At 31.0% G+C, this 24250-nt stretch carries 19 protein-coding genes; 11 read left to right on the plus strand and 8 right to left on the minus strand.

Annotated elements, in window-relative coordinates:
* Positions 1-14: 14 nt before the first annotated feature.
* The 6 genes from ACEN2I_RS12740 (at position 15) to rpe (ending at position 8525) form a co-directional block, all read left to right on the plus strand.
* Positions 15-758, plus strand: coding sequence for a hypothetical protein (locus ACEN2I_RS12740; RefSeq protein WP_441766482.1), 744 nt, complete (start codon positions 15-17; stop codon positions 756-758).
* Positions 759-3542 carry a TonB-dependent receptor gene (locus tag ACEN2I_RS12745; RefSeq protein WP_441766483.1) on the plus strand — a complete coding sequence of 928 codons (2784 nt, stop codon included), beginning with the start codon at positions 759-761 and terminating at the stop codon, positions 3540-3542.
* Positions 3543-3546: 4 nt separating this feature from the next.
* Positions 3547-4773, plus strand: a complete 1227-nt coding sequence (locus ACEN2I_RS12750; RefSeq protein WP_441766484.1) for a DUF4249 domain-containing protein — start codon at positions 3547-3549, stop codon at positions 4771-4773.
* 13 nt (positions 4774-4786) lie between these two features.
* Positions 4787-6580, plus strand: a complete 1794-nt coding sequence (locus tag ACEN2I_RS12755) for a hypothetical protein (RefSeq protein WP_441766485.1) — start codon at positions 4787-4789, stop codon at positions 6578-6580.
* 223 nt (positions 6581-6803) lie between these two features.
* Positions 6804-7667 (plus strand): sigma-70 family RNA polymerase sigma factor, encoded by an 864-nt coding sequence (locus ACEN2I_RS12760; RefSeq protein ID WP_007804760.1) that lies wholly within the window; start codon positions 6804-6806, stop codon positions 7665-7667.
* A gap of 195 nt (positions 7668-7862) precedes the next feature.
* Positions 7863-8525, plus strand: coding sequence for a ribulose-phosphate 3-epimerase (rpe, locus tag ACEN2I_RS12765; protein ID WP_441766486.1), 663 nt, complete (start codon positions 7863-7865; stop codon positions 8523-8525).
* Here rpe and ACEN2I_RS12770 read toward each other — a convergent pair.
* Both ACEN2I_RS12770 and ACEN2I_RS12775 read right to left on the minus strand, forming a co-directional pair.
* A complete protein-coding gene (locus ACEN2I_RS12770; RefSeq protein WP_441766487.1) occupies positions 8502-9275 on the minus strand; it encodes a DNA/RNA non-specific endonuclease in 774 nt (257 codons plus the stop codon). The two genes, rpe and ACEN2I_RS12770, sit on opposite strands and share 24 nt — an antisense overlap.
* Positions 9276-9362: 87 nt before the next feature.
* Positions 9363-11549, minus strand: a complete 2187-nt coding sequence (locus ACEN2I_RS12775; RefSeq protein ID WP_441766488.1) for a carboxy terminal-processing peptidase — start codon at positions 11547-11549, stop codon at positions 9363-9365.
* Positions 11550-11761: 212 nt separating this feature from the next.
* Here ACEN2I_RS12775 and surE point away from each other — a divergent pair, with 212 nt between their 5' ends.
* The 5 genes from surE (at position 11762) to ACEN2I_RS12800 (ending at position 16577) form a co-directional block, all read left to right on the plus strand.
* Complete coding sequence (gene surE, locus ACEN2I_RS12780; RefSeq protein ID WP_441766489.1) at positions 11762-12541, plus strand: 5'/3'-nucleotidase SurE; 780 nt, start codon at positions 11762-11764, stop codon at positions 12539-12541.
* A complete protein-coding gene (locus tag ACEN2I_RS12785; RefSeq protein ID WP_441766490.1) occupies positions 12534-12806 on the plus strand; it encodes a hypothetical protein in 273 nt (90 codons plus the stop codon). Before surE ends, ACEN2I_RS12785 begins: the two co-directional genes overlap by 8 nt.
* Positions 12807-12884: 78 nt before the next feature.
* Positions 12885-13997, plus strand: coding sequence for a lipid-A-disaccharide synthase (gene lpxB, locus ACEN2I_RS12790; RefSeq protein ID WP_441766491.1), 1113 nt, complete (start codon positions 12885-12887; stop codon positions 13995-13997).
* 17 nt (positions 13998-14014) lie between these two features.
* Positions 14015-14497, plus strand: a complete 483-nt coding sequence (locus tag ACEN2I_RS12795; RefSeq protein ID WP_441766492.1) for a C40 family peptidase — start codon at positions 14015-14017, stop codon at positions 14495-14497.
* Positions 14498-14546: 49 nt separating this feature from the next.
* Positions 14547-16577 carry a ComEC/Rec2 family competence protein gene (locus ACEN2I_RS12800; protein ID WP_441766493.1) on the plus strand — a complete coding sequence of 677 codons (2031 nt, stop codon included), beginning with the start codon at positions 14547-14549 and terminating at the stop codon, positions 16575-16577.
* A 1-nt stretch (position 16578) separates the two neighbouring features.
* Here ACEN2I_RS12800 and ACEN2I_RS12805 read toward each other — a convergent pair whose 3' ends face one another.
* The 6 genes from ACEN2I_RS12805 to ACEN2I_RS12830 all read right to left on the minus strand — a co-directional run bounded on the left by ACEN2I_RS12805 (position 16579) and on the right by ACEN2I_RS12830 (position 24179).
* Positions 16579-17025: a thioredoxin family protein gene (locus ACEN2I_RS12805; protein ID WP_441766494.1), complete on the minus strand. Its 447-nt coding sequence runs from the start codon at positions 17023-17025 to the stop codon at positions 16579-16581.
* A 566-nt stretch (positions 17026-17591) separates the two neighbouring features.
* Complete coding sequence (locus ACEN2I_RS12810; RefSeq protein ID WP_441766495.1) at positions 17592-18044, minus strand: thioredoxin family protein; 453 nt, start codon at positions 18042-18044, stop codon at positions 17592-17594.
* Between the two features lie 221 nt (positions 18045-18265).
* On the minus strand, positions 18266-18760 hold the full coding sequence (locus ACEN2I_RS12815) for a thioredoxin family protein (RefSeq protein WP_441766496.1): 495 nt from the start codon (positions 18758-18760) through the stop codon (positions 18266-18268).
* Between the two features lie 48 nt (positions 18761-18808).
* Entirely contained in the window at positions 18809-20293 is a 1485-nt protein-coding gene (locus ACEN2I_RS12820; RefSeq protein ID WP_441766497.1) for a peptide MFS transporter, read from the minus strand.
* 1 nt (position 20294) lies between these two features.
* On the minus strand, positions 20295-21971 hold the full coding sequence (locus ACEN2I_RS12825) for a peptide MFS transporter (protein ID WP_441766498.1): 1677 nt from the start codon (positions 21969-21971) through the stop codon (positions 20295-20297).
* 36 nt (positions 21972-22007) lie between these two features.
* Positions 22008-24179, minus strand: a complete 2172-nt coding sequence (locus ACEN2I_RS12830; RefSeq protein WP_441766499.1) for a S9 family peptidase — start codon at positions 24177-24179, stop codon at positions 22008-22010.
* Between the last annotated feature and the right edge of the window lie 71 nt (positions 24180-24250).

The raw sequence follows: 24250 nt of genomic DNA on the forward strand, positions 1-24250 counted from the left end.
AAACATCAATTCCTTTGAAAAATCGTCAAAAAAAAACTATAAATCTATTGATTTTTAGCATCTTCTTGAATGTTTCTTATTTGTATTGCCAAACTAATGAAAATTCTTCATTATACAATTATTTTGATAATGCTGTAGGAAAAGACAATCTCAATATTAATAATGGAGTTGTGCATAGCGAGCCTTTTCGTCCAATGCCAAAAAATAACAGATATTATATTGACGAATTTAATATTGGTGATTTAAGTTTTGAAGATGAAATTTATGCGAATGTTAACATAAAATATGATGTTTATGATGACCAGGTTATTTACAAACAAAATGGCGAAACAAGCAACCTGCCTATAACTCTTATAAAAGACAAGGTTGATTTTTTTATCTTTAAGAATAAAAAATTTATCCATTTAAAATCTGAGTCCATTAAATTCCCTAAACTCGTTAATGGCATTTATGAAGAGAATTTTACAGACACTGATATTTCTTTTTATACAAAACACAGAAAAGAAAAAATTAAAATATTTCAGGCTGATGGGGTTTATTACAATTTCATCTATTATACTGACTTTATTATAAAATACAACGGCTTATTTTATAAAATTCAATCTGTAAAAGATATAAGAGCAATCTTCCCATCATATAAAAAGGAAATTAATAATTTTTATAAAACAAACAGGAAGTTAGAAAATTCAGATAAAAAACAATTCATGGAAAATATAGCAAAACAAATCAATGGTCTTTTAAGAAAAAGTTCTAATTAAATGAAAAAAATTACTCTCTTATTATTTTTATTTGCCCTTCATCACATTACATATTCTCAAGTTATTAGTGACAAAGTTTCTGTTGAATTTAAAAATGCTAATCTTCGAACTGTTATACAAAACATAGAAGAAACTTCATATTTTAAGTTTTATTTTGATGAAAGATGGCTGGAATCGGATAGCATAGCCATAACAAAACAATTTAAAGAAGTGCGAATAGCGGAAGTCCTTGATGAAGTTTTACAAAATACCAGTTTTAATTTTTACATCTCTGAAAACAAAATCATATTAACTAACAATAGCATAATTTATAATCAGCTACCGGATGATTATTTTGGGATTCCTTTAGAGAAAGACGAAAATGGAATTGCAATAGCCCCCATTTTTTATCAACAATTTGATTCATTGAAAAGAGAGAATACACGAAATCCTAATAAAAATATTCGGGATATCGTACTTATTGGTAAAGAGGCAAAAAATCAAAAGAAGAAAACTTACATACTTTCCGGTTACATAAGAGGTGGTAAAAACAGGGAAGGACTTTCCAATATAATAGTAAAAATTCCAAAAACTGAATTTACAACCATTACAGATAAAAACGGCTACTATAAATTACAAGTTCCTCCCGGAATAAGTATAGTTGAAACAGAGACTTTTTCATATGATAAGGTAAGCAAAAAAATTATGGTTTACAATGATGGTACGCTTAACTTCTCTTTAATAGACAATATGAACCAACTTGATGAAGTTTTAGTAAAAACAAATAAAAACAAAAATGCAAAAGCTGCAATAACAGGGGTTACCACTATTGACTCTGAAGGAATTAAAAACGTACCCCTGGTTTTGGGAGAACGAGATATCTTAAAAGTAGCCTTAACTTTACCTGGAATAAAAACAGCAGGAGAAGGTTCATCTGGTTATAATGTAAGAGGAGGCAAAGAGGATCAAAATTTATTTTTATTAGATCATGCCGTTTTATATAATCCATCTCACTTTTTTGGTTTTTTTACTGCATTAAATCCTTACACGACAAAAAAAGTTGACATCTACAAAGGAAGTATTCCTGCTGAATTTGGCGGAAGATTGTCATCTGTTTTTGATATTTCTTCAAAAACCGGAAATTTTGACAAGTTTGAAGGTGAAGGCGGAATAGGCCCTGCAACAAGCAATTTGATGCTTTCGACACCTGTTATTAAAGGAAAATCAAGTCTGGTTGTGGGAGGAAGAGCAAGTTACTCAGACTGGATTTTAAAAAGCTTAGATGATGAAAAATTAAAAAACAGCCAGGCTTCATTTTATGATATTATTTTAAAATACAATCACAAAATAAACACCAATAATGACATTGAATCAACATTATATTATAGTCATGACAAGTTTAGCGTTTCATCAGATTCATTGTACAAGTACAGTAACAGACTAGCAACATTAAAATGGAATCATACCTTTAATGAAAAAAACAAAGGATCACTAATTTTAACCAATAGTGAGTATAAATTTAATATTGATTATCAATCGCCTGGGATAAATTCATTTGATTTTGGTTATAAAATAAACGAAACTCAATTGGCTGCAAAAATGACTTATACCTATAATGAAAAACATAAATTTAGTTATGGCATCTCAAGCAAATTGTACGGTGTTGATCCCGGATATTTAAACCCTAAAAATCCCCAATCTTCTCTGGTTCCTGTTGATGTAGAAACAGAAAAAGGATTAGAATCTGCTCTTTATGTTGGTGATAATTTTAAAATAAGCGATAAATTCTTACTTGACTTTGGCTTACGCTATTCTTCATTTGCTGCATTAGGAAAATCTACTCAAAGAATTTATGAACAAAATCTCCCTATAAGCGATGCTACAGTTATTGAAACAAAAACCTATGCAAATAATGAAATAATTAAAAAATATGGAGGATTTGAACCCCGAATTGCAGCGCGATATTATTTAACAAATGATTTCTCTGTTCGTGCTAGTTATGACAAAACCTATCAATACATTCATTTATTATCAAATAATACAACACAATCCCCAACAGATATTTGGAAACTTTCAGATTTAAATGTTAAACCAGAAAGCGCGCAACAATTTTCTTTAGGCTTTTATAAAAATTTAAATAATGATGAACTTGAACTTAATTTAGAAGGATATTACAAAAACTCTAAAAATATTTTAGATTATAAGGTTGGTGCTGACTTATTACTGAACGAAAACATTGAAACTGAACTTTTGCAAGGAGAAGGAAAAGCTTACGGAATAGAAGTATTATTAAAAAAACAAGAAGGCAGACTTAATGGCTGGCTAGGTTACACATATTCGAGATCATTAATAAAATTAAACAGTCAGTTTAATGAAGAAAAAGTGAATGATGGAAAGTATTTTTCTTCAAATTTTGATAAACCTCACGATTTTAGTGCAGTATTAAACTACAGATTTACTAAACGTTATAGCTTTTCAAGTAATTTCATCTATCAAACAGGACGCCCTATAACCTATCCTATTGGAACTTACGACTATGGAAATGCTCAATATACAGTCTATAGTGATCGTAATAAATTCAGGATTCCTGACTATTACAGATTAGATATCGGCATTAATATTGAAGGAAATCATAAAATAAAAAAGTTAGCACATAGTTTTTGGAACATTTCTGTCTATAATGTTTTGGGAAGAAATAATCCATATTCTGTATTTTTTGTAACAGATGAAGGACAAATCAAAGCCTATAAGACTTCCATATTTGCTATTCCGATTCCTAGTATTACCTATAATTTCAAGTTTTAAAATCATGAAATATTTTAATAAAATATCACTTTTTCTTCTTCTGTCAATTACCTTAACAAGCTGTACTGAACAGTATGTTTTTCAAAATACTGATTTTGAAAGCGCTCTTGTTGTAGAAGGAACTATTACAAACGAAGTTAAAAATCAGATTATAAGGGTTTCTCAGGTTTATCAACTTGATGAAACCGGTCCGAAATATGAAAAGGGTGCAAATGTTTTTATCACAGATGATCAGGGAAATGAATATCAGTTTGAAGAAAAAGATACTGTTTATGCTTCTTTGACTCAGTTTAGAGCCGAACCAGGAAGAAAATACAAATTAAATATTAAAACCCAGGCGGGCAAAAATTATACTTCTGACGAACAAACTTTAACTACAGAAACCAAAATTGACAATATAACAGCTACTGTAGAAAGGGTTGGTTCCGAAACTGGAGTACAAATAAATGTAAATAGTTTTGACCCAACAAATTCTTCAAAATATTATCGATACGAATATGCCGAAACCTACAAAATTGTAGCCCCAGTTTGGTCACCATTAGAAACTACTATACAAATAAGCCCTGCAATTCCGCCGGATCTTGAAAATGATTTCCCAGGAGCTCCCGCATCAGAATACATTTTAATATCTCAACGAAAAAAGGAAACAGAAACCTGCTTTTCGACTAAAAAATCAGAAGATATTCTTCTAAATAGTACAAATGATCAAAGCGACGACAGAGTACACTTTCCTATACGTTTTATAAGTGATCAAAACTATATCATATCGCACCGCTACAGTATTTTTGTAAAACAGTATGTACAGAATTTAGCTGCCTATACGTACTACAAAACCTTAAAAGATTTATCAACATCAGGAAGTGTCCTTTCTCCAAAACAGCCTGGCTTCTTTTATGGAAATATAAAGTCAGTAGAAAATCCTAACGAAAAAGTTATTGGTTATTTTGAAGTTTCTGCAGTTTCATCTGAAAGAATATTTTTCAATTATGCAGACTTATTTCCCAACAAGCCACTTCCTCCTTACTATGAAAGTGATTGTGAAATTAAAGATTATCTTGATTGCCCTGGCGATTTCCCTTGTAAACAAGCCATTTTACGCTCTTTAATCCGCACTAAATCAAGTACATTTGTATCCTTCAGCGAGCCATGGACTTATTTTATGGTAAAAGCTGCTTGTGGAGATTGCACTACATTTTCATCGAATATTATTCCTCCTTTCTGGATTGATTAATCTTTTAAAATTTATGAGAACATTTTCTACATACAATAAAACAAATATTTTGCATAAAATCAAACCAATTTTACTTTTGACATTTTTGTTAATGGTAACTTTTTTTGCTTCTGCTCAAAATAGCATTCCTCAAAACAAAAGTTTAAACGTCTCAATGCAGGAAACGATTTTTGTGAATACCAATACAACAACGTTTCTAACAGGTGAAACTTTGTTTTATAAATTGTATTCCCTAAATACAATAAATAACACTCCAAGTCTGATTAGCAAAATTGCTTATATCGAGTTGGTTGATAACAATAAGAATTCCTTTCAAAAAAATAAAGTGTATTTGGAAAAAGGAATTGGCACGGGAGAACACTTCATTCCAACTACCTTAAAAACAGGAAACTATAAAGTAATTGCTTATACAAAATGGATGCTTAACAATCCTAAATCCCAAACGCATGAAATAGATATTTTTATTATTAATCCATTTCAAATTCAGGAACCGAATGAAAATATAACTTTTGATACTACTTCAAAGAGTGCTATTTCAACTGTTCAAAGTTCAACATCTTCAAATTTAAGCAACGAAAAAAGAGTAGATTTTGAATTTGACAAAGAAAGCTATTATACCAGAGATAAAGCTAATATAAAATTAAAATCACTAACAGAAACAGTAGAAAAAGGCAATTACTCTCTCTCAATTCGAAAAATTGACCAGATTCCTACTTTAAAACAATTAAGCCCACTGGAATTTGTAAAAAAAACAACTGACAATTACACAAATTACAATACATCTTTTTTTACTTACATACCTGAATTAAGATCAGAATTAATTACCGGTATAATCGTATCTAAAAACGATCTTCCTGTAAATGAAAAGTCTCTTTCGCTTTCTTTACCGGGAAAAGAATTTGTTTTAAAAATAGTTAAAACAAATGCTCAGGGAAAATTTGCTTTTTTATTGGACAAATTTCCAAATTTTTCCAATGCAATAGTTCAGGTTTTGGATGATAAAAGTAACGATTATACAATTATTTTCGATCCGTTTCCGAAATTTGACACTTCTGGGTTACAATTTACATCAAAACTTAATTTAACACCAGATCTAAAAAAAGATATTGAAGAAAGGTCAACTGCAAGTCAAATCCAAAATGCCTATTATCAAATTAAAAAGGATAGTCTAGCAACCGAGGCTGTAATAAATCCATTTTTCAACACTATAGAAAAGACATATGTACTTGATGATTATACACGTTTCCCAACCTTAAAAGAAAGTATAGTAGAAGTTATTATAGAACTTTATTATCGTAAGGAAAACGGTAAATTCAAATTACGTGTGCGAAATGATCATAAAGATTTAGAAATATATGGTCCGCCCTTGGTTCTTGTTGACGGGTTATTAATACAGGATCCAAGTGATTTATTTGACTATAACATGGGAAATGTTGACAAAGTAAGCCTTATCAATGAGCCATATGTTTATGGCCCAAATCTGTATGGAGGAATGATTAGTTTTGAAACCAAAAACAGTGATTTTGCTACTACATATGCCAAAAAATATTTGAAAACAATTGAAATTCAACGACCAAATTCGAAAAAAGTATATTATAATCCTGATTATTCAGCCGGAAATAATTTGAAAAGAATTCCCGACTACAGATATCAATTATTATGGGAACCAAATCTCATTTTAGATAAAAAAGAAGACACTTTATCTTTTTACACATCAGATATTAAAGGCGATTTTGAAGTCATTTTAGAAGGTTTTACAGAAAACGGACAACCGGTTTATGTTTCTAAAACGATTAGCGTTAAATAGCACTTTATATTTAAGTATTCATTATTTCAACACTCTATTTTTTTATTTTTTTAATTAATTTACAGCCTTTAAAAGTCTATTAATCACAAGTAATTCAAATATATACATAATATTTACTCATTAAAAATGAAGCCAGAGAAAAATTAAAAATCTTTTTTGTAACTTTTTGAAACCTTCTTACGTATAATCATTTGTACACTTTAAAAAATAGGGAGACAACAACATGAGACAACTTAAAATCACCAAGCAGGTAACCAATCGTGAAACTGCATCGTTAGACAAATATCTACAAGAAATTGGAAAAGTTGACCTAATTACCGCTGATGAAGAGGTAGAATTAGCACAAAGAATAAAGGCCGGTGATCAAAGAGCATTAGAAAAACTAACAAAAGCCAATCTACGTTTCGTAGTATCTGTGGCCAAACAATATCAAAATCAAGGATTAACACTTCCTGATTTAATTAACGAAGGAAACTTAGGTTTAATCAAAGCAGCTCAACGTTTTGATGAAACCCGTGGTTTCAAATTTATCTCTTACGCAGTTTGGTGGATTCGTCAATCGATCCTTCAGGCTTTGGCAGAACAATCACGTATCGTTCGTTTACCATTAAACAAAATTGGTTCTATCAATAAAATCAACAAAATGTATGCGTTATTAGAGCAATCTAACGAGCGTCCGCCTTCTGCTGAAGAAATTGCAAAAGAACTTGACATGACTGTAAATGACGTAAAAGAGTCTATGAAAAACTCTGGTCGTCACTTATCAATGGATGCACCTCTTGTTGAAGGTGAAGATTCAAACCTTTATGACGTTTTACGTTCTGGAGAATCTCCAAACCCGGACAGAGAGTTAATTCACGAATCATTACGTACTGAAATTGAGCGTTCATTAGAAACATTAACCCCAAGAGAGGCTGATGTGGTTCGTTTGTATTTTGGCCTTGGCGATCAACATCCAATGACTTTAGAAGAAATTGGAGAAACTTTTGACTTAACTCGCGAGCGTGTTCGTCAGATTAAAGAAAAAGCAATCCGTAGATTAAAACACACTTCAAGAAGTAAAATCTTAAAAACATATTTAGGCTAATGTCTAAAAGTTAGAAAGTTAATAAAAGTCCAAAATCTGTTTCGACTTTTAGACATTAGACTTTCGACTATATAGTAAACAACAGTTTGATTGACTGTTCGTTTTTTGATTGATGATTGAAACTCCGGCTGATTACCGGAGTTTTTTATTTTTTATAATTACCTTTGCAAAAAAAACACAACACACAACTACACAATGAAGAACACACTTATTGCTCCTTCTATTCTTGCAGCTGATTTTGCCAATTTACAACGTGATATCGAAATGATCAATAACAGCGAAGCTGATTGGCTTCATATTGATATTATGGATGGTGTTTTTGTTCCAAATATTTCCTTTGGAATGCCCGTTTTAGAGGCAATTTCAAAACATGCAAAAAAGTATATTGATGTACATTTAATGATTGTTGATCCGGATCGCTACATTCATACATTTGCTGATTTAGGTGTCAATGGTTTAACTGTACACTACGAAGCTTGTACACATTTGCACAGAACTTTACAAGCTATTAAAGCTGAAGGAATGAAAGCAGGAGTTGCTATTAATCCTCATACAAATATTGATTTATTAGAAGATGTAATTAATGACATTGACCTAGTTTGCATCATGAGTGTAAATCCAGGATTTGGTGGACAGTCATTTATAGAAAATACTTATGACAAAGTTAAAAAACTAAAAGCTTTAATTACACGCAAAAATGCTTCGACACTTATTGAAATTGATGGTGGTGTAACGAATAAAAATGCAAAGCAATTAGTAGAAGCGGGTGCTGATGTTTTAGTCGCAGGAAGTTTTGTTTTTAAAGCAGGAAATCCAACAACAACTATTGCCGACTTAAAAATCCTTACTGCTTTTTAAGTTTTTTAAATTAGGAAAGAAATCAATTCCAGTCATTTTTTCTAAAGTTTCAACAGGAACAACAAACTCATAAATTCCTTTTTGACTTTTTTCATTTGGAATTAAAAAAGCAATTGCTTTGTGATCTTTTCCTGATTTAGCCAAAATAATTTTATAAAAATATTTTGGAACAGAAACTTTTTCTGTTCCAATTTTTTTATCAGAATCTTTTAAAATCCCTCCAGTTACTACATAAATATCGTTATACTTCACCGCCCAATAACGCACTTTATTTTCTAAACGATTCCAGATTCCACTATTAAAATCATGATTTTGAGGAGAAATGTTTGAAGTATAAAACGTATCATCATATGCTTTTTTATCAAACTCCATATCACCTGCCGGACAGAGGTGTCCTTTGTCATACCCGGATTTCTTATAATTTCTCCAATCTGCCGAACCAGTTCCTACCATTGGATCTTCGATAAAATAAGGCCTTTTGAAATCATTGTTTTTCAAATACTTTTTTTTTAATTCATAAGCTACCCATTCTGCCTGTTCAAATTTTTCATTATATGATAATGTATAATAATCATGTTTTACAATTTGCCTGGTTGTAGAAGTAGGTAAATATGCAATTGAATAAACTGATTGGGAAACATTTTGCGATTGGTTTACAAAAGTATTTTGAGCAAGCAGTATTTCTTTTTTTTCGTTTTTACAAGAAACAATAAATAATGTGATTATAAATAAAACGAATACCTTTTTCATATATGAGATTATATTTTTTTCAAAAGAAAAGCTCCATAAATTTAGTAATATGGAGCTTTTCTTTTTATCTAAGTTCAATTTCAAAAATTAAGATTTAACCAGTTTGTCTTTTTTAATTTTAGAAGAATTAGTTTGTTTGTTAATACTGCCTTTAGGCTGCAAATCATCTAATACATTCAAAGCCTCTTCTACATATATATCTTTGGCAAGGGCTTGATGCCAGGCTTCTCTTTTTTCTTTTAAAGAAGCATCATTAGCAATTTCAAGATTTTCATAAGGCAATGATTTAAAAATCAAATTGTTTTTATAATCAGCGATTGGTTTATACTTCTTTCCTTCACTTTCTACTTGCTCTTGTGTTGCTTTGAAACTTTTAATATTCAGACTGTACGTATTTTCTTTGTTTTTAACATCAATCCATTTAGCATTATCCTCTATTAATTTAAACTGAGGATTTTGAGCAATTCTAAATTTACTATTTGATATCGCCTGATTAAAATTTTCATTGGAATTCCATGTGCTATAACTTGCCGGATCTATTTTATCCCAAGGCATTGCATTATCCATATCACGCTCACCCATTTTTAAATAAGCGTAACGATCTGGCATTACAACATCACTTTTAACTCCCTCTAACTGTGTAGAACCTCCATTAATTCTATAGAATTTTTGAGCAGTTGCTTTCAAAGCTCCAAAATCCCCAAATTCAGTGTTACGAACAAACTGATTTAAATCGATAACTGTTTGCACCGTACCTTTGCCATAAGTTTGTTTACTACCAATAATAACACCACGTTTATAATCCTGAATTGCTGCAGCAAGAATTTCTGAAGCTGAAGCTGAAAAACTATTAACCATTATTACCAACGGACCATCCCATTCAATTTTTTTATCTTTGTCATATAAAACCTCTTTCTTTTTTCCAGCCGATTTTACCTGAACAATTGGTCCTTCTTCAATAAATAAACCGGCAATATCAACTACAGTGGAAAGCGATCCACCACCGTCATCTCGTACATCAAGTACGATTCCGCTAATATCTTCTTTTTTAAGTCTTGCTACTTCTAAAGCAATATCTTTACCTGCATCTCGACCATCTTTGTTTTCAAAATCAATGTAAAACTTAGGCAAATAAATTACACCATACTTCAATCCATTTCTTTCAACAATACTTGATTTAGCATATGTTTCTTCAATTTCAACTACATCTCTAATAATCGAAATTATCTTAATTGTTCCGTCGACTTTTTTTACTGTAAGTTTTACTTCTGTTCCTTTATGGCCTTTAATTTTTTTCACCACATCATCAAGACGCATACCCACAACATCTACTGGCTCATCGTTCCCTTGTGCTACTTTCAGAATTAAATCACCTGCTTCCAGTTCTTTTCCTTTCCACGCCGGACCTCCTGAAATCAATTCGTCAATTTGCGTAAAATCGTTTTTCTTAGTCAAACGAGCTCCAATTCCTTCTAATTTCCCACTAATATTGACATCAAAACGATCTTTTTCTTCTGGAGCAAAATAACTTGTATGGGGATCAAAACGAGTCATAATTGAATTAACATACACAGAAAACCAATCTTGCTTGTCCAAATCTTTTATTAAACTAAAATTATCATCTAGTGATTTAAGAGAACTTTCGCGCGTTTCTTTTTCTAGGGTTTCAAAAGATTTTATTTTATAAGTAGGATCCGTTTTCTTTTTATCTTCCTCTAATTTTTGTTTTGTTACCAAAGATGACAAGGTAGACAGTTTAATTTGCTTTCTCCATCTTTCATTTATTTCTGCACCATTTTTTGCATACGGAATTTTCTCATAATCTGCATTAAAAGTTTCATCAACATCATAATTAAATGGTTGTGCTAAAATAACTTTATATCTTTTTTTGCTTTCTTCCATACGTTTCATTAATCTGGTATAGGTAAGATTAAAAAACGTCAAATCTTTATTAAGGAACTGCTCATCCAGCATTAATTCATATTGCTTAAACTCATCAATATCAGATTGCAGAAAAAAGCGTTTCGAAGGATCAAGTGCTTCAATATAATCTTTGAAAATCCCTTTTGAAAATGCATCGTCAATTGGAGGCGGACTATAGTGTCCTTTTTCTATAACAAAAGCCAACAACTCTAAAAGCATTTTGTCTTTATTTGGATCCGGATCTATTGTTTTATCTGCATTTACCTTGAATGCAAACAAGGTTACAGACAAGCACAATACGGCTATGAGAATTTTATAATTTCTTTTCATAAATTTAATAATAGCATTCATCAATTTTTTAATCTAAGTTATAGTAAAAACCAAGTCAATAAAGCCAAGCTTACTATAATTTTTTGTTAAAGATATGAAAATCTTTGAATGGTAAAAAACTTAGATAATTTAGTTGACAAATTTTAATTTATTTGTTAGTATTCTAATAAAATCTGTTCCTACATTTGTCTTCAAAATCTTATATTCGCAATAATTCTTATCATATCCTCACCATGAAAAACAAAAAGCCTTTAATATTAGTAACAAACGATGATGGCATTTCGGCTCCCGGAATCAGAAATTTAATTGATATTATGGCAGCAATTGGCGAAGTGATTGTTGTAGCACCAGACAAACCGCAAAGTGCTATGGGGCATGCCATAACGATTAACAACACTTTATATTTGGACAAAATCTCTAAAGAAAATGATCCTGTAACAGAATACAGCTGTTCGGGAACTCCTGTAGATTGCGTAAAACTTGCAGTAAATGAGATTTTGAAGAGAAAGCCAGATTTATGTGTATCAGGAATCAATCACGGTTCAAACTCTTCAATAAATGTAATTTATTCAGGGACCATGAGTGCTGCTGTTGAAGCAGGAATTGAGGGAATTCCGGCGATAGGTTTTTCATTATTAGATTATAATTGGAATGCTGATTTTGATCCAGTTAAAACATTTATCAAAAAAATAGTTTTAGAAACTCTTGAAAAAAAACTACCCCAAGGTGTAATTTTAAATGTAAATTTTCCCAAATTAAAAGAAAAAGAAATCAAAGGCATTAAAATTTGCAGACAGGCAAAAGCACTTTGGATAGAGAAATTTGACAAACGAAAAACTCCTTTCGGAAAAGACTATTATTGGCTTTCGGGAGAATTTGTAAATCAGGATAAAGGAGATGATACTGATGAATGGGCATTAGAAAATGGATATATTTCTGTAGTTCCGGTTCAATTTGACTTAACTGCTCATCATGCAATTCAACAACTAAATACGTGGGATTTAAATGAATAAAAGAGACATACTCATAGGCTTTCTTATTGGAATTTTCACTTCTTTACTTGGAAGTTATTTGTTCATTACCTTTTTTACAAGATTTGATATTTCATCCGGAATTCAAATAATAAAAGAAAATGGTTATTTAGGAAAAGTCATAACATTAGGAACGACTTTAGACCTTGCCGTTTTTGCAGTTTTACTAAAAAAAGATAAAGAATTTATGGCCGGCGGTGTCATTTTATCAGTGATTGTTTTGGCAATTTCAACTTTACTGACTTAAGTTGCTATCTTTGTATTACATTTTTTGCCTTTATTAAGTCAAGAGTAACTTATTCTTTTTAAAAAATATTATCGACGTATGAAATACTACATTATTGCAGGTGAAGCTTCTGGTGATTTACACGGTTCTAACTTAATGAAAGCCTTATATCATGAAGATGCTGAAGCTGAAATTAGATTTTGGGGAGGAGATTTAATGCAAAAAACAGGTGGGACTTTGGTAAAACATTATCGTGAGTTGGCCTTCATGGGATTTATAGAAGTGGTTTTTAATTTGAAAACTATCCTAAACAATATTAAATTTTGCAAAAAAGATATTTTAGAATTTAAACCTGATGTAATCATTTTTATTGATTACCCTGGATTCAATATGCGAATTGCAAAATGGGCAAAAGAATTAAATTACAAAACTCATTACTATATTTCGCCTCAAATTTGGGCATGGAAAGAAAATCGAATTACGGCAATAAAAAATGATATCGACAAAATGTTCGTGATTTTACCTTTCGAAAAAAGCTTTTACGAAGATAAACATCATTTTCCGGTAGAATTTGTTGGACACCCATTAATTGATGCTATCAATAATGAGACTGTTTTTGATGAAACTGTTTTTAGGCAGGAGAATCAATTAAATGACAAGCCAATTATTGCTATTTTACCAGGAAGCCGTAAACAGGAAATCACCAAAATGTTAAGAGTAATGTTAAGTGTTGTTGATGAATTTAAAGATTATCAATTTGTAATTGCGGGTGCACCGAGTCAGGATTTTGAATTTTACCAACAGTTTATTTCGAATAAAAACATAAAATTTATTTCGAATAAAACCTATGATTTACTTCGTTCTTCAACAGCTGCCCTAGTAACTTCAGGAACAGCAACCTTAGAAACTGCCCTTTTTAAAGTACCGGAAGTAGTTTGTTATAAAGGAAGCTGGGCATCTTATCAAATTGCAAAACGTATTATTACTTTAAAATACATTTCCCTAGTTAATTTAATTATGGATGACGAAGTGGTAACCGAATTGATTCAAAACGATTGCAATACCAAAAGAATAAAAGAAGAATTGCAAAAATTGTTAACTCAGGATTATCGTCAAGAGCTATTAAAAAAATATGATATCCTGGAACAAAAACTTGGAGGAATCGGAGCCAGTAAAAAAACAGCCAAACTTATTGTATCAGATTTAAAATAATAATAAAATTTATCGTTTTGAAAAAGGTATTCTTACTAATCTTATTTTCTGTTTTGTTAGCATCATGTAAAACAGGTTTATCTTCTGTAAGTAAAGAATCAAAACATGAAGCAAAATACATTGTAAATAATCTGATTGAAACTGCAACTGATAATATTGGTGTTCGTTATAAAGCAGCTGGCACTACAAAAGCAGGTTTTGATTGTTCAGGTTTAGTTTATTATACTTTTGAAAAAGAAAACATACAACTACCCAGAAGTTCTTACGAGCAATCGAAAGTTGGGAAAATAATAGAATTTGATGATGCCAAAAAGGGAGATTTAATTTTCTTTAAAACCAATAAAAACAAGCAAATCAATCATGTTGGACTTATAACTGAAGTCAATCATGATGAAATAAAATTTGTACATTCCTCTACATCCAAGGGAGTAATTATTTCTTCTACAAAAGAAACCTACTATAAAAATTCATTTGTTCAAATTAACAGAATAATTGAATAAGAAAAAATAAAAAGTAATTTTCTTACATTTTTTTTAATACTTTTATAATATGAAAGTATTAAATTTTCCATTGACAAGAATTACAATTTGTTTTATAATTGGTGTTTTGACAGCATATTATTGGAAACCGGGTCTGTTTTTTATAAATGCAGCGGTAACTACTTTACTAATTACGTTTTCTGGTTTCTATTTTTTATCAAAAAAAAGAACGGAGTTTATCTTCCTGTTTTCAATAAACACATACCTCACATCATTTTTTATTGGCTGTCTAACTTTATTATTCCATACTGAATCTTTACAAAAGACAAACTATATAAATTGTAAAAAAGCCTTTGAAAAACCACATAATATAACACTTTGCCTTCGGGAGAAATTAAAAGGCAATGATTATAATCAAAGATATATTGGTGTGATTAAGAAAATTGAAGATCAGAATTATTCGGGTAAAATAATAATAAACATCCAAAAAGACAGCTTATCCAATTCGCTGATAATTGGAAATATAATTCGTTTAAAAACCATATTACAAAGGAACCCTTCTCCTAAAAATCCGAATCAGTTTGATTACAGTAAATACTTAAAAGACAAACAAATTTATGCGCAGGTTTATATTACAAAATCAGAAATCAGCATTAACAAAACAATAAATAAAAATATATGGTATTATTCGGCAAAATTACATTCAAGAATTGTAAATAATCTTAACCGAAACCATTTTAATCCTAATGAAATGAATGTCGCCTTAGCACTTATTTTAGGACAAAGGCAAGAAATATCATCCGAAATTGTTCACGATTACCAATTTTCAGGAGCAATGCACGTTCTTTCCGTTTCAGGGCTGCATGTTGGTTTTATAATGTTTTTTATAGCTTTTATACTAAAACCAATAGCAAACACACCAAAAGGTTCGATTGTAAAATTAATTACTGTTTTAACTTCACTGGCTGTATTCGCAATAATCTCAGGCTTATCTCCCAGTGTGTTACGTTCAGTAGTAATGTTCTCATTTTTGGCTATCGGAAATCAATTACGAAGAAACGGTAACACCTATCATACTTTATTGGTGTCAATACTCTTAATATTACTTTTCGAGCCTTACTTTTTATTTGACATTGGTTTTCAACTCAGTTACTTGGCATTGTTTTTTATTCTTTGGCTACAGCCAATATTAAAATGTATATGGACTCCAAAAAATAAAATCCTTATAAATATCCGGAATGTATTGACAGTTTCTTTTGCTGCACAAATAGGAACATTTCCATTGTGCTTATATTATTTCCATCAATTTCCAGGATTATTTTTTGCCACTAATATTATTATTATTCCTATTTTATCTCTCATTATGTTTGTTGGAATAATCGTTATGATTTTGGCAGCTTTTAATATTGTGCCTCTATTTCTTCACCAAATTTTAGAAAAAAGTATTTATTTCCTTAATAAAGTGATTCATTTTGTAGCTTCATTTGATTCGTTTGTAATAAGAGACATCAGCTTTAATTTCTATTATCTTTTTACTTTTTACCTGATGATTATTTCTGCTATTATCTGGTGGAAAAAACCAAGTTATAATAAATTCATCATTTTACTGATATCGATAATTACAGTACAGATCTCTTTAATTTACACTAAAAAAGAAAGCGAAAGCCAACATGAAATGGTTATTTATAATATTAAAAAAAACACTTTAATTTCTGAAAGGATTGGCCACACTATTTCATTTTATACTAATGACACGCTTTCGGTAAAAAGTTCTAATGTTTTAAATTCTTATACTGTTGGCAGTTTTGGCAATTTAAAATCAGTCTCTAAAATTAAGAACACACTTTTTTTTAATGACAAAAGAATATTTGTTATTGATAGTTCGGGAGTTTATGGAAACAAAATACAGCCCGACATTTTACTTATAACTCAATCTCCGAAAATAAATCTGGAACGTGTTCTTCAGAATTTACATCCAAAAATTATAATTACAGATGCTTCGAATTCTAATTCAATTCAGAAAAAATGGAGGACGACTTGCCTTAGAAAAGGAATTCCTTTTCATTCCACTGCCAAAAATGGTTTTTATAAACTCTTATAGTCTATTCTCCCCGTAAAACTCTTTTAGCCTCAGAAAGCCACTTTTTTGCTCCGCCTTGTTTATAATCGAGTAGTCCAAGTTTATTGATCGTTGGTCTGTTTTTTCTGACAGATGCTGTAGCCAGACAAACTTTTGGCAACTCCTCAACCCCTAAAGCTTCTTTTAATTTTAAATTCTGCTCTCTCTCAGTACTTGATATAGAAGCATCAGATAAATCGAGTTGCAACAAAACTACATTCTCAGACCAATCTATAAAATCTGGAGTCGAAAAAATTTCTTTTTGCATTTGTTCCGAAATAGGTCCGGCAGTAAAAAAAATCAACATCGGTTTTCTTTCTTCGTCACTTAATAAAATGGCCTCATTCATATTAGTTTTCCATAAAGCACTTTGTGAATGCAAAAGAAATGAGCTGAAAAAAAATAGTAGAAAAAGTAATTTTTGTTTCATGTTAAATGGATTTTAATTATTTTGATCTAAGAAAACATAAGTAACAAATCTATCAGTCAAAATCTTCGCCCGCATTGAGTCACTTATAAAATTATTCAGCCTTAAAAGCAAAAAGAGATTTAAAATTAAATTGGCCTCAGCTATTCATTTTTTAACTCACCTTGTTTGTACGAAACAAAGCCCAGATCATTATTATCACAACACCAGACGACAAAATCGGTTATATCAAAACATCAGTCTGAATTCGTTTTGACTTACCAGATACTATAAAATAAATCAAAATGGATCTGTTTGTTCATATCAAATTTATTAGCAGGCTAACGCCGCTAAATTAACACAATATCCCAACAAAACAAGCTTATTATAATTAAATAATGATGTAAATTTAACAAAAACACCAAATTAATAATAAAAAAGCAAAATTTTAGTAAAGCTAAAAAAAAACACCTCATAAATAATAATACCTCATTTTTATAGCTATATAGGTTTCAAAAAAAATATCCCTTTTCGCTTATATACGAAAAGGGATTCTACAAATTAAATTAAGAAACTTACTTTAATTTAAATTATTCACTTGGATGTAAAATAGAGTCAGATTCAGAAATCCACGCTTTAGCACCGCCAGGTTTATATCCAATTTTACCAAGCGCCTGAAATGTAGTTTTATTTTTTCTAATAGAAGCACTTGCAAAACAGACTTCAGGCAAATCCTGGACACCAAATGCATTTTTAAGCCTAATATTTTGTTCTTTTTCACTTTCAGATGCATTAATATCAGATAAATCTAATTTAACTAAAATAACATTATCTCTTGACCATACAGCAAAATCGGGTGTTTTAAAAACTTCATTTTGAAGATTGCTTGGAGCATTTGAAGCAGTAAAAAAAATCAACATTGGTTTCCTTTCCTCGTTGCTGGCATTTATAGCAGTATCCATACTGGTTCTCCAGACTAAATTTTGTGCTTGAAAAGTAATCGATCCTAAAAAGAAAATTAGTAGAAGTAATTTTTTTATCATAATGTCTAAGATTTGGTTAGTTAGCAAAACGAAATTAACATTATATTTTAATTCTACAAGATTTTTTAGTATTAAAATTATATTATATGTTTTTTTATTTATAATATTTTATTAAAACAAAATATTATAAATAAAAAACCCGTAAATTTTATACCCAAAAGAATAAAAAAAAATCCTTTCACTTTTAATTGTGAAAGGATTATATTTAAAAAAAAGAATTTTTACATTTTTTGAGACTTAATTATACCGTCTGCAACCGCCAACCAAGCTGTTGGGCCTCCGGCAACATAGCCGGTCTGACCGAGACCCTTAAAATTTACTTTTCCATCTTTGCTTTCTGCACTGGTAAAATAAACTGTGGGAAATCCTTGTATTCCGAAAGCCTGCTGCAATTCGGCATTTTGATTCTTAATCTCTGGCGCCTGAGGAGTTCTTCTAGGATAATCCAATTCAACCAAAATTACATTTTCATTGGCCCATTTTTGAAACTCAGGTGTTTTTAGAACCTCATTTTGCAATCGGATACACCAGCCACACCAATCACTTCCTGTGAAAAACATCAGCAAAGGTTTTTTTTCTTTGTTACTCACTGTTATTGCTTCTCTTACATCAGTATGCCAATTTAGTTGATTCCCCTTTTCAGTTACACTTGAGCTCTGAGCTTCAATAGTAAAAGAACCAATTACGAAAAATGCAAGTATAAATATTTTTTTCATGTCTATTTATTTTTTTCAAATTTAAACAAAAATACCTCTTCAAAACACCTATTTGACTTCTTGCATTAATTTTTTAATTAAAGGAGATATTGCAATTAGAATAACTCCTGCAATTAGCGAATAAATTGCCAATTGATAGTAACCCTCAGTATAAGATTGCAATTTAGAAAGCAATGTATCGCCAGTATTTGATTTAGAAATTTCAGCTCCCAATTTACCTGCGAATAATTGCCCAAAAGCAGATGCTAAAAACCACAAACCCATCATCATACCAAATAATCTCTTTGGAGATAGTTTAGTAATTATAGACATTCCAATTGGACCTAAACAAAGTTCTCCAATAGTTGTGACTAAATATGCCAAAGTAAACACATTCAAAGAAGCGATACCATTTGAGTCAGCAAAGAATTTAGTTAAATAAAATATATAAAATGAAACTCCTAAAAACAAAAATCCAATTCCAAATTTAATTAATGTATTGGGTTCTATTTTTCTTTTTCCCATCCAAATCCATAACAATCCAATTAGCGGACTCAAAGCAACCACAAAGAAAGTATTTGAACTGTTATTTACAATATTTGGATCAATTGAAAAAAATAATAATTTGTCATTTAAATTATCTTTTGCAAAAAGTGATAAAGAGCCTCCACTCTGTTCATAAATTGCATTAAATAAAAGGTAGAAAAACACAAATAAGAATGCAGCAAAAAGTTTTTTCTGAAGTTTTACATCTCCAAGTTTGATCAATTCATAAGCGAAATATAAAACTGCAGCAATTCCTATAGTATACATGAAGTAATCCGTATAATCGGTATTTTTCACCATTATAAAAATAAACGGTATGCACAAAAGTGATGATGCATAAACAGCAACTTCACGAATTCTTCTTTTTGACGGTTCTAAATCCAATAATGGCGAATCCCCTATTGGGCCTAAGTATTTCTTAGTAACCAAAAAAGTAATCAAACCTAAAAACATTACCAAAGCTGCTGATAAAAAGCATAATTGCCAAGAATAATATTTTCCTAAGTAAACACACAAAGCACCTCCAAAAAGCCCCCCAACATTAATTCCTGCATAAAACATTCCGTAACCGGCATCTCTTCTGCCATCCTCTTCTTTGTATAATTCTCCTACCATAGAAGAAACATTTGGTTTAAAAAAACCCGTTCCAATAATCGAGAAAGCGATTCCATAGTAAAACATTTCTTGTGGAGAAAAAGCAATTAAAAGATTTCCGAGAATCATGACGATTGCTCCAAAAAATAATGATTTTTTAAATCCTAGAACTTTATCCGCAAAAATGCCTCCTATAAAAGTAAAGGCATAAACAAAAGCCTGAATAGCTCCATATTGCAAATTAGCATGTTCATCTTTCAAAAAAAGCTGGTCAACCATAAAAATAACCAGAACCCCACGCATTCCATAGAAACAAAAACGCTCCCACATTTCTACCAAAAACAAGTACCATAATTGCTTAGGATACTTGCCTTCAAAATTTTGAATTTCTTCTAAAGTGATTTTGCTTTCCATATTACCTAACGCCGTGCATCATTTTTTTTAAGAACGGAGTCAAAGCAAATAATAAAATCGCCGCAACACCAGTAAGTACAACAAAAACCATAAAGAATTCGTATAAGTTATGAATTTCAAATCCGACAAAAAAGTGGTTATGAGCACTAATTTGATGCTTTTCCAAAAGAGTTAATTGCTCAGCAGTTGGTATGATTTTATTATCCAAAACCGCCTGAAGATCAATCCCCAATTCTTTTGCTTTTGCAAATTTATCCCCAGTTGCCGGCAGAATAGAACCTAAAGTTCCACCTAAAGCATAACCTGATGCATTTGACAAAAAGAAAACTCCGTATAATAATGACGCAAAACGTTTTGGAGATAATTTACCAACCAACGACAGACCAATTGGAGATAAGCATAACTCTGCACAAGTATTTAAGAAATATAACAAGATAAGCCATTTAACCAATAACAATCCCGAAGTTCCTATATACGAAACCTGGGTAGCAATCATAAAGAAACTAATAGAGATTACCACTAAACCAACTGCTAATTTCACAGGCGAAATAGGCTCTTTGTCTTTAGCTCTTAAAGTATCCCAAAGTACACTGAAAGGTACCGCCAATATAACCACAAATAGACCATTAAAAATCTGAACCATTGACGGAGGCATCTGCCAGCCAAAGAAATTTCTATCGGTTTGATTGTCTGCAATAAAAGTTAATGATGAACCTGCTTGTTCAAATGCTGCCCAAAAGAAAATAATGAAAAAAGAAACGATATAAATTACTATGATTCTGTCTCTTTCGATTTTTGTTAATGATGTGTCTGAAATAATTAATCCGGCCAATGACAATCCGCTAGAGTAAATCAGTGTATAAATTAAGTTCTGCCCTACAATATAGTGAAAGAAGAAACCTAAAGCAACAAATGCAATTCCTGCAATCACCAAAGCCTGATTAGAGAAATTAGCTTTTTGAGCTTCCCCTTCTTCAAAATCAGCAGCAACATTTTTAGAAGGCAAACCACCTAAAGGTCTTCCTTCGGGAGAAACCACATATTTATTTTTTAAAAAGTAAAAAAGAATAGTTCCCAAAAGCATTGCAACAGAAGCTGCCATGAACCCCCATCTAAAAGCATGAATATCTCTAATTCCTCCGGCATCTTTTACATCTCCCAACAAAGGACAGATAGACTGACCTAAAAAAGCTCCAATATTAATTCCCATATAGAAAATAGTAAAAGCGCTATCTAATTTTGTTTTCTCCTGTTTAGGATACAGACTTCCAACCATACTTGAGATATTCGGTTTGAAAAATCCGTTACCAAAAACAATAACTGCTAATGCAGAATACATGATTGTTTTTGCTAAAGATAAATTGTTCTCAAAAACACTTCCACTGGCAAACAACAACATTTGACCAATCGCCATTAATAAACCACCCAATAAAATACAATTTCTGTTACCCAAAAAACGATCGGCTACAAATCCTCCTAACATTGGTGTTAAGTAACAAAGTCCAAGGAAACCGCCATAAATTAAAGATGCTTCTTCTTCTTTCATTAATAATGAATTCACAAGAAATAAAGTTAACAAAGCCCGCATTCCATAAAAATTGAATCGCTCCCACATCTCCGTCCCAAACAATACCCAAAGTCCTTTTGGATGTGCAGTTTTTACTTGAGTTTCTTTCATATTATTCTATTATTATTTAAGATTGATAAAGTTGTATTATAAATTTTCTTTAATAAAGTTTGTCATTTTATTATAAAGCTGAATTCTGGTTTTTCCTCCATAGATTCCGTGATTTTTATCAGGATATATTTGAGAATCAAATTGTTTGTTAGCCTGAATTAAGGCTTCCATCATTTGCATAGAGTTTTGCACATGCACATTGTCATCTCCAGATCCGTGAATCAGTAAAAATTTTCCTTTTAACTTATCAACATGATTTATTGGCGAATTTTGATCGTATCCGCTCGCATTTTCCTGTGGAGTCTGCATGTATCTCTCTGTGTAAACACTATCATAAAAACGCCAGTTGGTTACCGGAGCAACGGCAATTGCCATCTTGAAAACATCATTCCCTTGAAAAATACAGTTAGAAGCCATAAAACCTCCATAACTCCATCCAAAGATTCCAATTCTTGAAGCATCAACATACGGATAAGCTCCAATTACTTTAGCAGCATCGATTTGATCTTCTACTTCGTATTTTCCTAATTCTTTTTGTGTTACTTTTTTGAATTCAGCACCTTTAAAACCAGTTCCTCTACCATCAACGCAAGCTACAATATAACCTTGCTGTGTAAGTGATAAAAACCAATAATCATCACTATTATTCCAGTCGTTGTTTACCTGCTGAGATCCAGGACCAGAATATTGGTACATGAAAACTGGATATTTTTTTGAAGCATCAAAATCTTTTGGTTTCAAAATCCATGCATTAAGTTCATTCCCTTTAGCTGTTTTTAAAACAAAAAATTCTTTTGCTGGCAAGCTATACGCTTTCAATTTATCAGCAAGAGCCTGATTATTTTCGATAACCTGAATTTCTTTGCCTTTTTTCGCTTCATTTAAGGTATAAGTTGTCGGCTGTAAATTACTAGAGAAAGTAGTAATAAAAAAATGGAAATTAGGGCTGAAAGTCGCAGCGCTTGTTCCAGTTTTTGAAGTCAAACGTAATTTGTTTTTTCCGTCTAAACCAATTCTGTAAAGATCTCTGTTGATTGAACCATTTTCTGTAGATTGATAGAAAATAGTTTTAGTTTTTTCGTCGAAACCGTAGTATGAAGTTACTTCCCAGTTTCCTTTTGTAACCTGATTTTTCAATTTTCCGGTTTTATCATACACATAAATATGATTAAAACCATCTTTTTCGCTGGTCCAGATAAAACTGTTGTCTTTTAAAAAAGTCAAATTATCTGTTACATCAACATAAGCTTTATCTTTTTCATTCAAAACTACTTTTGCTGCAGCTGTTGTTCCGTCAACAAATAACAAATCCAAATTATCCTGATGGCGGTTTAAAACCTGAGCCGATAAAGTGTTATTATCATTTGTCCATTGTAATCTTGCAATGTAAAAGTCGTTGTATTTTCCTAAATCAACTTTTTTGGTTGCATTTGCAGACGCATCATATATATGTAATGAAACTTCTGAATTTTTTTCTCCTGCTTTCGGATATTTGAACGTTTCGATTGTTGGATATAAATCTTTGTGAAACATTGACATTGAAAATTCCGGAACGGCACTTTCATCAAAACGAATATAAGCCAGTTTTTTACTGTCTTTACTCCAGTCAAATGCCCTTACAAAAGCAAACTCTTCTTCATAAACCCAATCCGTAATACCGTTGATAATGGTATTTTTCTTTCCATCTGTAGTAATTGCTGTCGTTTTTTTTGACGCTACATCATACACATAGAGATTATTTTCTTTAGCATAAGCAATTTTAGTTCCATCGGGTGAGAAAGTTGGCTCCTGAACCTGAAAATCAAAAAGCTTGATTAGTGATTTTGAAGCAATGTCATATAAAAAATAATCTGCTGTAAACGAATGACGGAAGATTTGTTTTGAATTATTAGCAATTAAAATCTTTTTCTCTGAACTATCAAAAGTGTAACTATCGATTCCGTCAGCAAGATCTTTATGATTTTTTGTATCAATTAAATTTGATACCTTTTTAAGAGTTGCAAAATCATATAAATCAATCTGCATACTTCTGCTGGCCTGATCAACATTTAAAACAGTATATTGATCCGTGTTTTTTAAAGATTGGAGTTCGTCCATTCCTTTGGCTCGAAAAGCTCCACCATAAATATTTTCAACAGTAATTTTTTGTTGCCCGAAAACAGTAGCAACTAAAAACAAAAGTATAACAGTGATTTTACTTGTATTCATTTGAATTAATTTAATATAAAAAAGAGCCCAATTTTAGTGAAAAAAATAAACATAATACACATTTTAAGTGT

This window comes from Flavobacterium sp. W22_SRS_FK3 (assembly GCF_052113665.1).
In the GTDB taxonomy this organism is placed as follows: domain Bacteria; phylum Bacteroidota; class Bacteroidia; order Flavobacteriales; family Flavobacteriaceae; genus Flavobacterium.

Bases quoted from the DNA above. Each gene is read 5' to 3' on its own strand.
- ACEN2I_RS12745 (WP_441766483.1), top strand. From the start codon at position 759: ATGAAAAAAATTACTCTCTTATTATTTTTATTTGCCCTTCATCACATT.
- ACEN2I_RS12750 (WP_441766484.1), top strand. From the start codon at position 3,547: ATGAAATATTTTAATAAAATATCACTTTTTCTTCTTCTGTCAATTACC.
- ACEN2I_RS12755 (WP_441766485.1), top strand. From the start codon at position 4,787: ATGAGAACATTTTCTACATACAATAAAACAAATATTTTGCATAAAATC.
- ACEN2I_RS12760 (WP_007804760.1), top strand. From the start codon at position 6,804: ATGAGACAACTTAAAATCACCAAGCAGGTAACCAATCGTGAAACTGCA.
- rpe (WP_441766486.1), top strand. From the start codon at position 7,863: ATGAAGAACACACTTATTGCTCCTTCTATTCTTGCAGCTGATTTTGCC.
- ACEN2I_RS12770 (WP_441766487.1), bottom strand. From the start codon at position 9,275: ATGAAAAAGGTATTCGTTTTATTTATAATCACATTATTTATTGTTTCT.
- ACEN2I_RS12775 (WP_441766488.1), bottom strand. From the start codon at position 11,549: ATGAATGCTATTATTAAATTTATGAAAAGAAATTATAAAATTCTCATA.
- surE (WP_441766489.1), top strand. From the start codon at position 11,762: ATGAAAAACAAAAAGCCTTTAATATTAGTAACAAACGATGATGGCATT.
- ACEN2I_RS12785 (WP_441766490.1), top strand. From the start codon at position 12,534: ATGAATAAAAGAGACATACTCATAGGCTTTCTTATTGGAATTTTCACT.
- lpxB (WP_441766491.1), top strand. From the start codon at position 12,885: ATGAAATACTACATTATTGCAGGTGAAGCTTCTGGTGATTTACACGGT.
- ACEN2I_RS12800 (WP_441766493.1), top strand. From the start codon at position 14,547: ATGAAAGTATTAAATTTTCCATTGACAAGAATTACAATTTGTTTTATA.
- ACEN2I_RS12805 (WP_441766494.1), bottom strand. From the start codon at position 17,025: ATGAAACAAAAATTACTTTTTCTACTATTTTTTTTCAGCTCATTTCTT.
- ACEN2I_RS12810 (WP_441766495.1), bottom strand. From the start codon at position 18,044: ATGATAAAAAAATTACTTCTACTAATTTTCTTTTTAGGATCGATTACT.
- ACEN2I_RS12815 (WP_441766496.1), bottom strand. From the start codon at position 18,760: ATGAAAAAAATATTTATACTTGCATTTTTCGTAATTGGTTCTTTTACT.
- ACEN2I_RS12820 (WP_441766497.1), bottom strand. From the start codon at position 20,293: ATGGAAAGCAAAATCACTTTAGAAGAAATTCAAAATTTTGAAGGCAAG.
- ACEN2I_RS12825 (WP_441766498.1), bottom strand. From the start codon at position 21,971: ATGAAAGAAACTCAAGTAAAAACTGCACATCCAAAAGGACTTTGGGTA.
- ACEN2I_RS12830 (WP_441766499.1), bottom strand. From the start codon at position 24,179: ATGAATACAAGTAAAATCACTGTTATACTTTTGTTTTTAGTTGCTACT.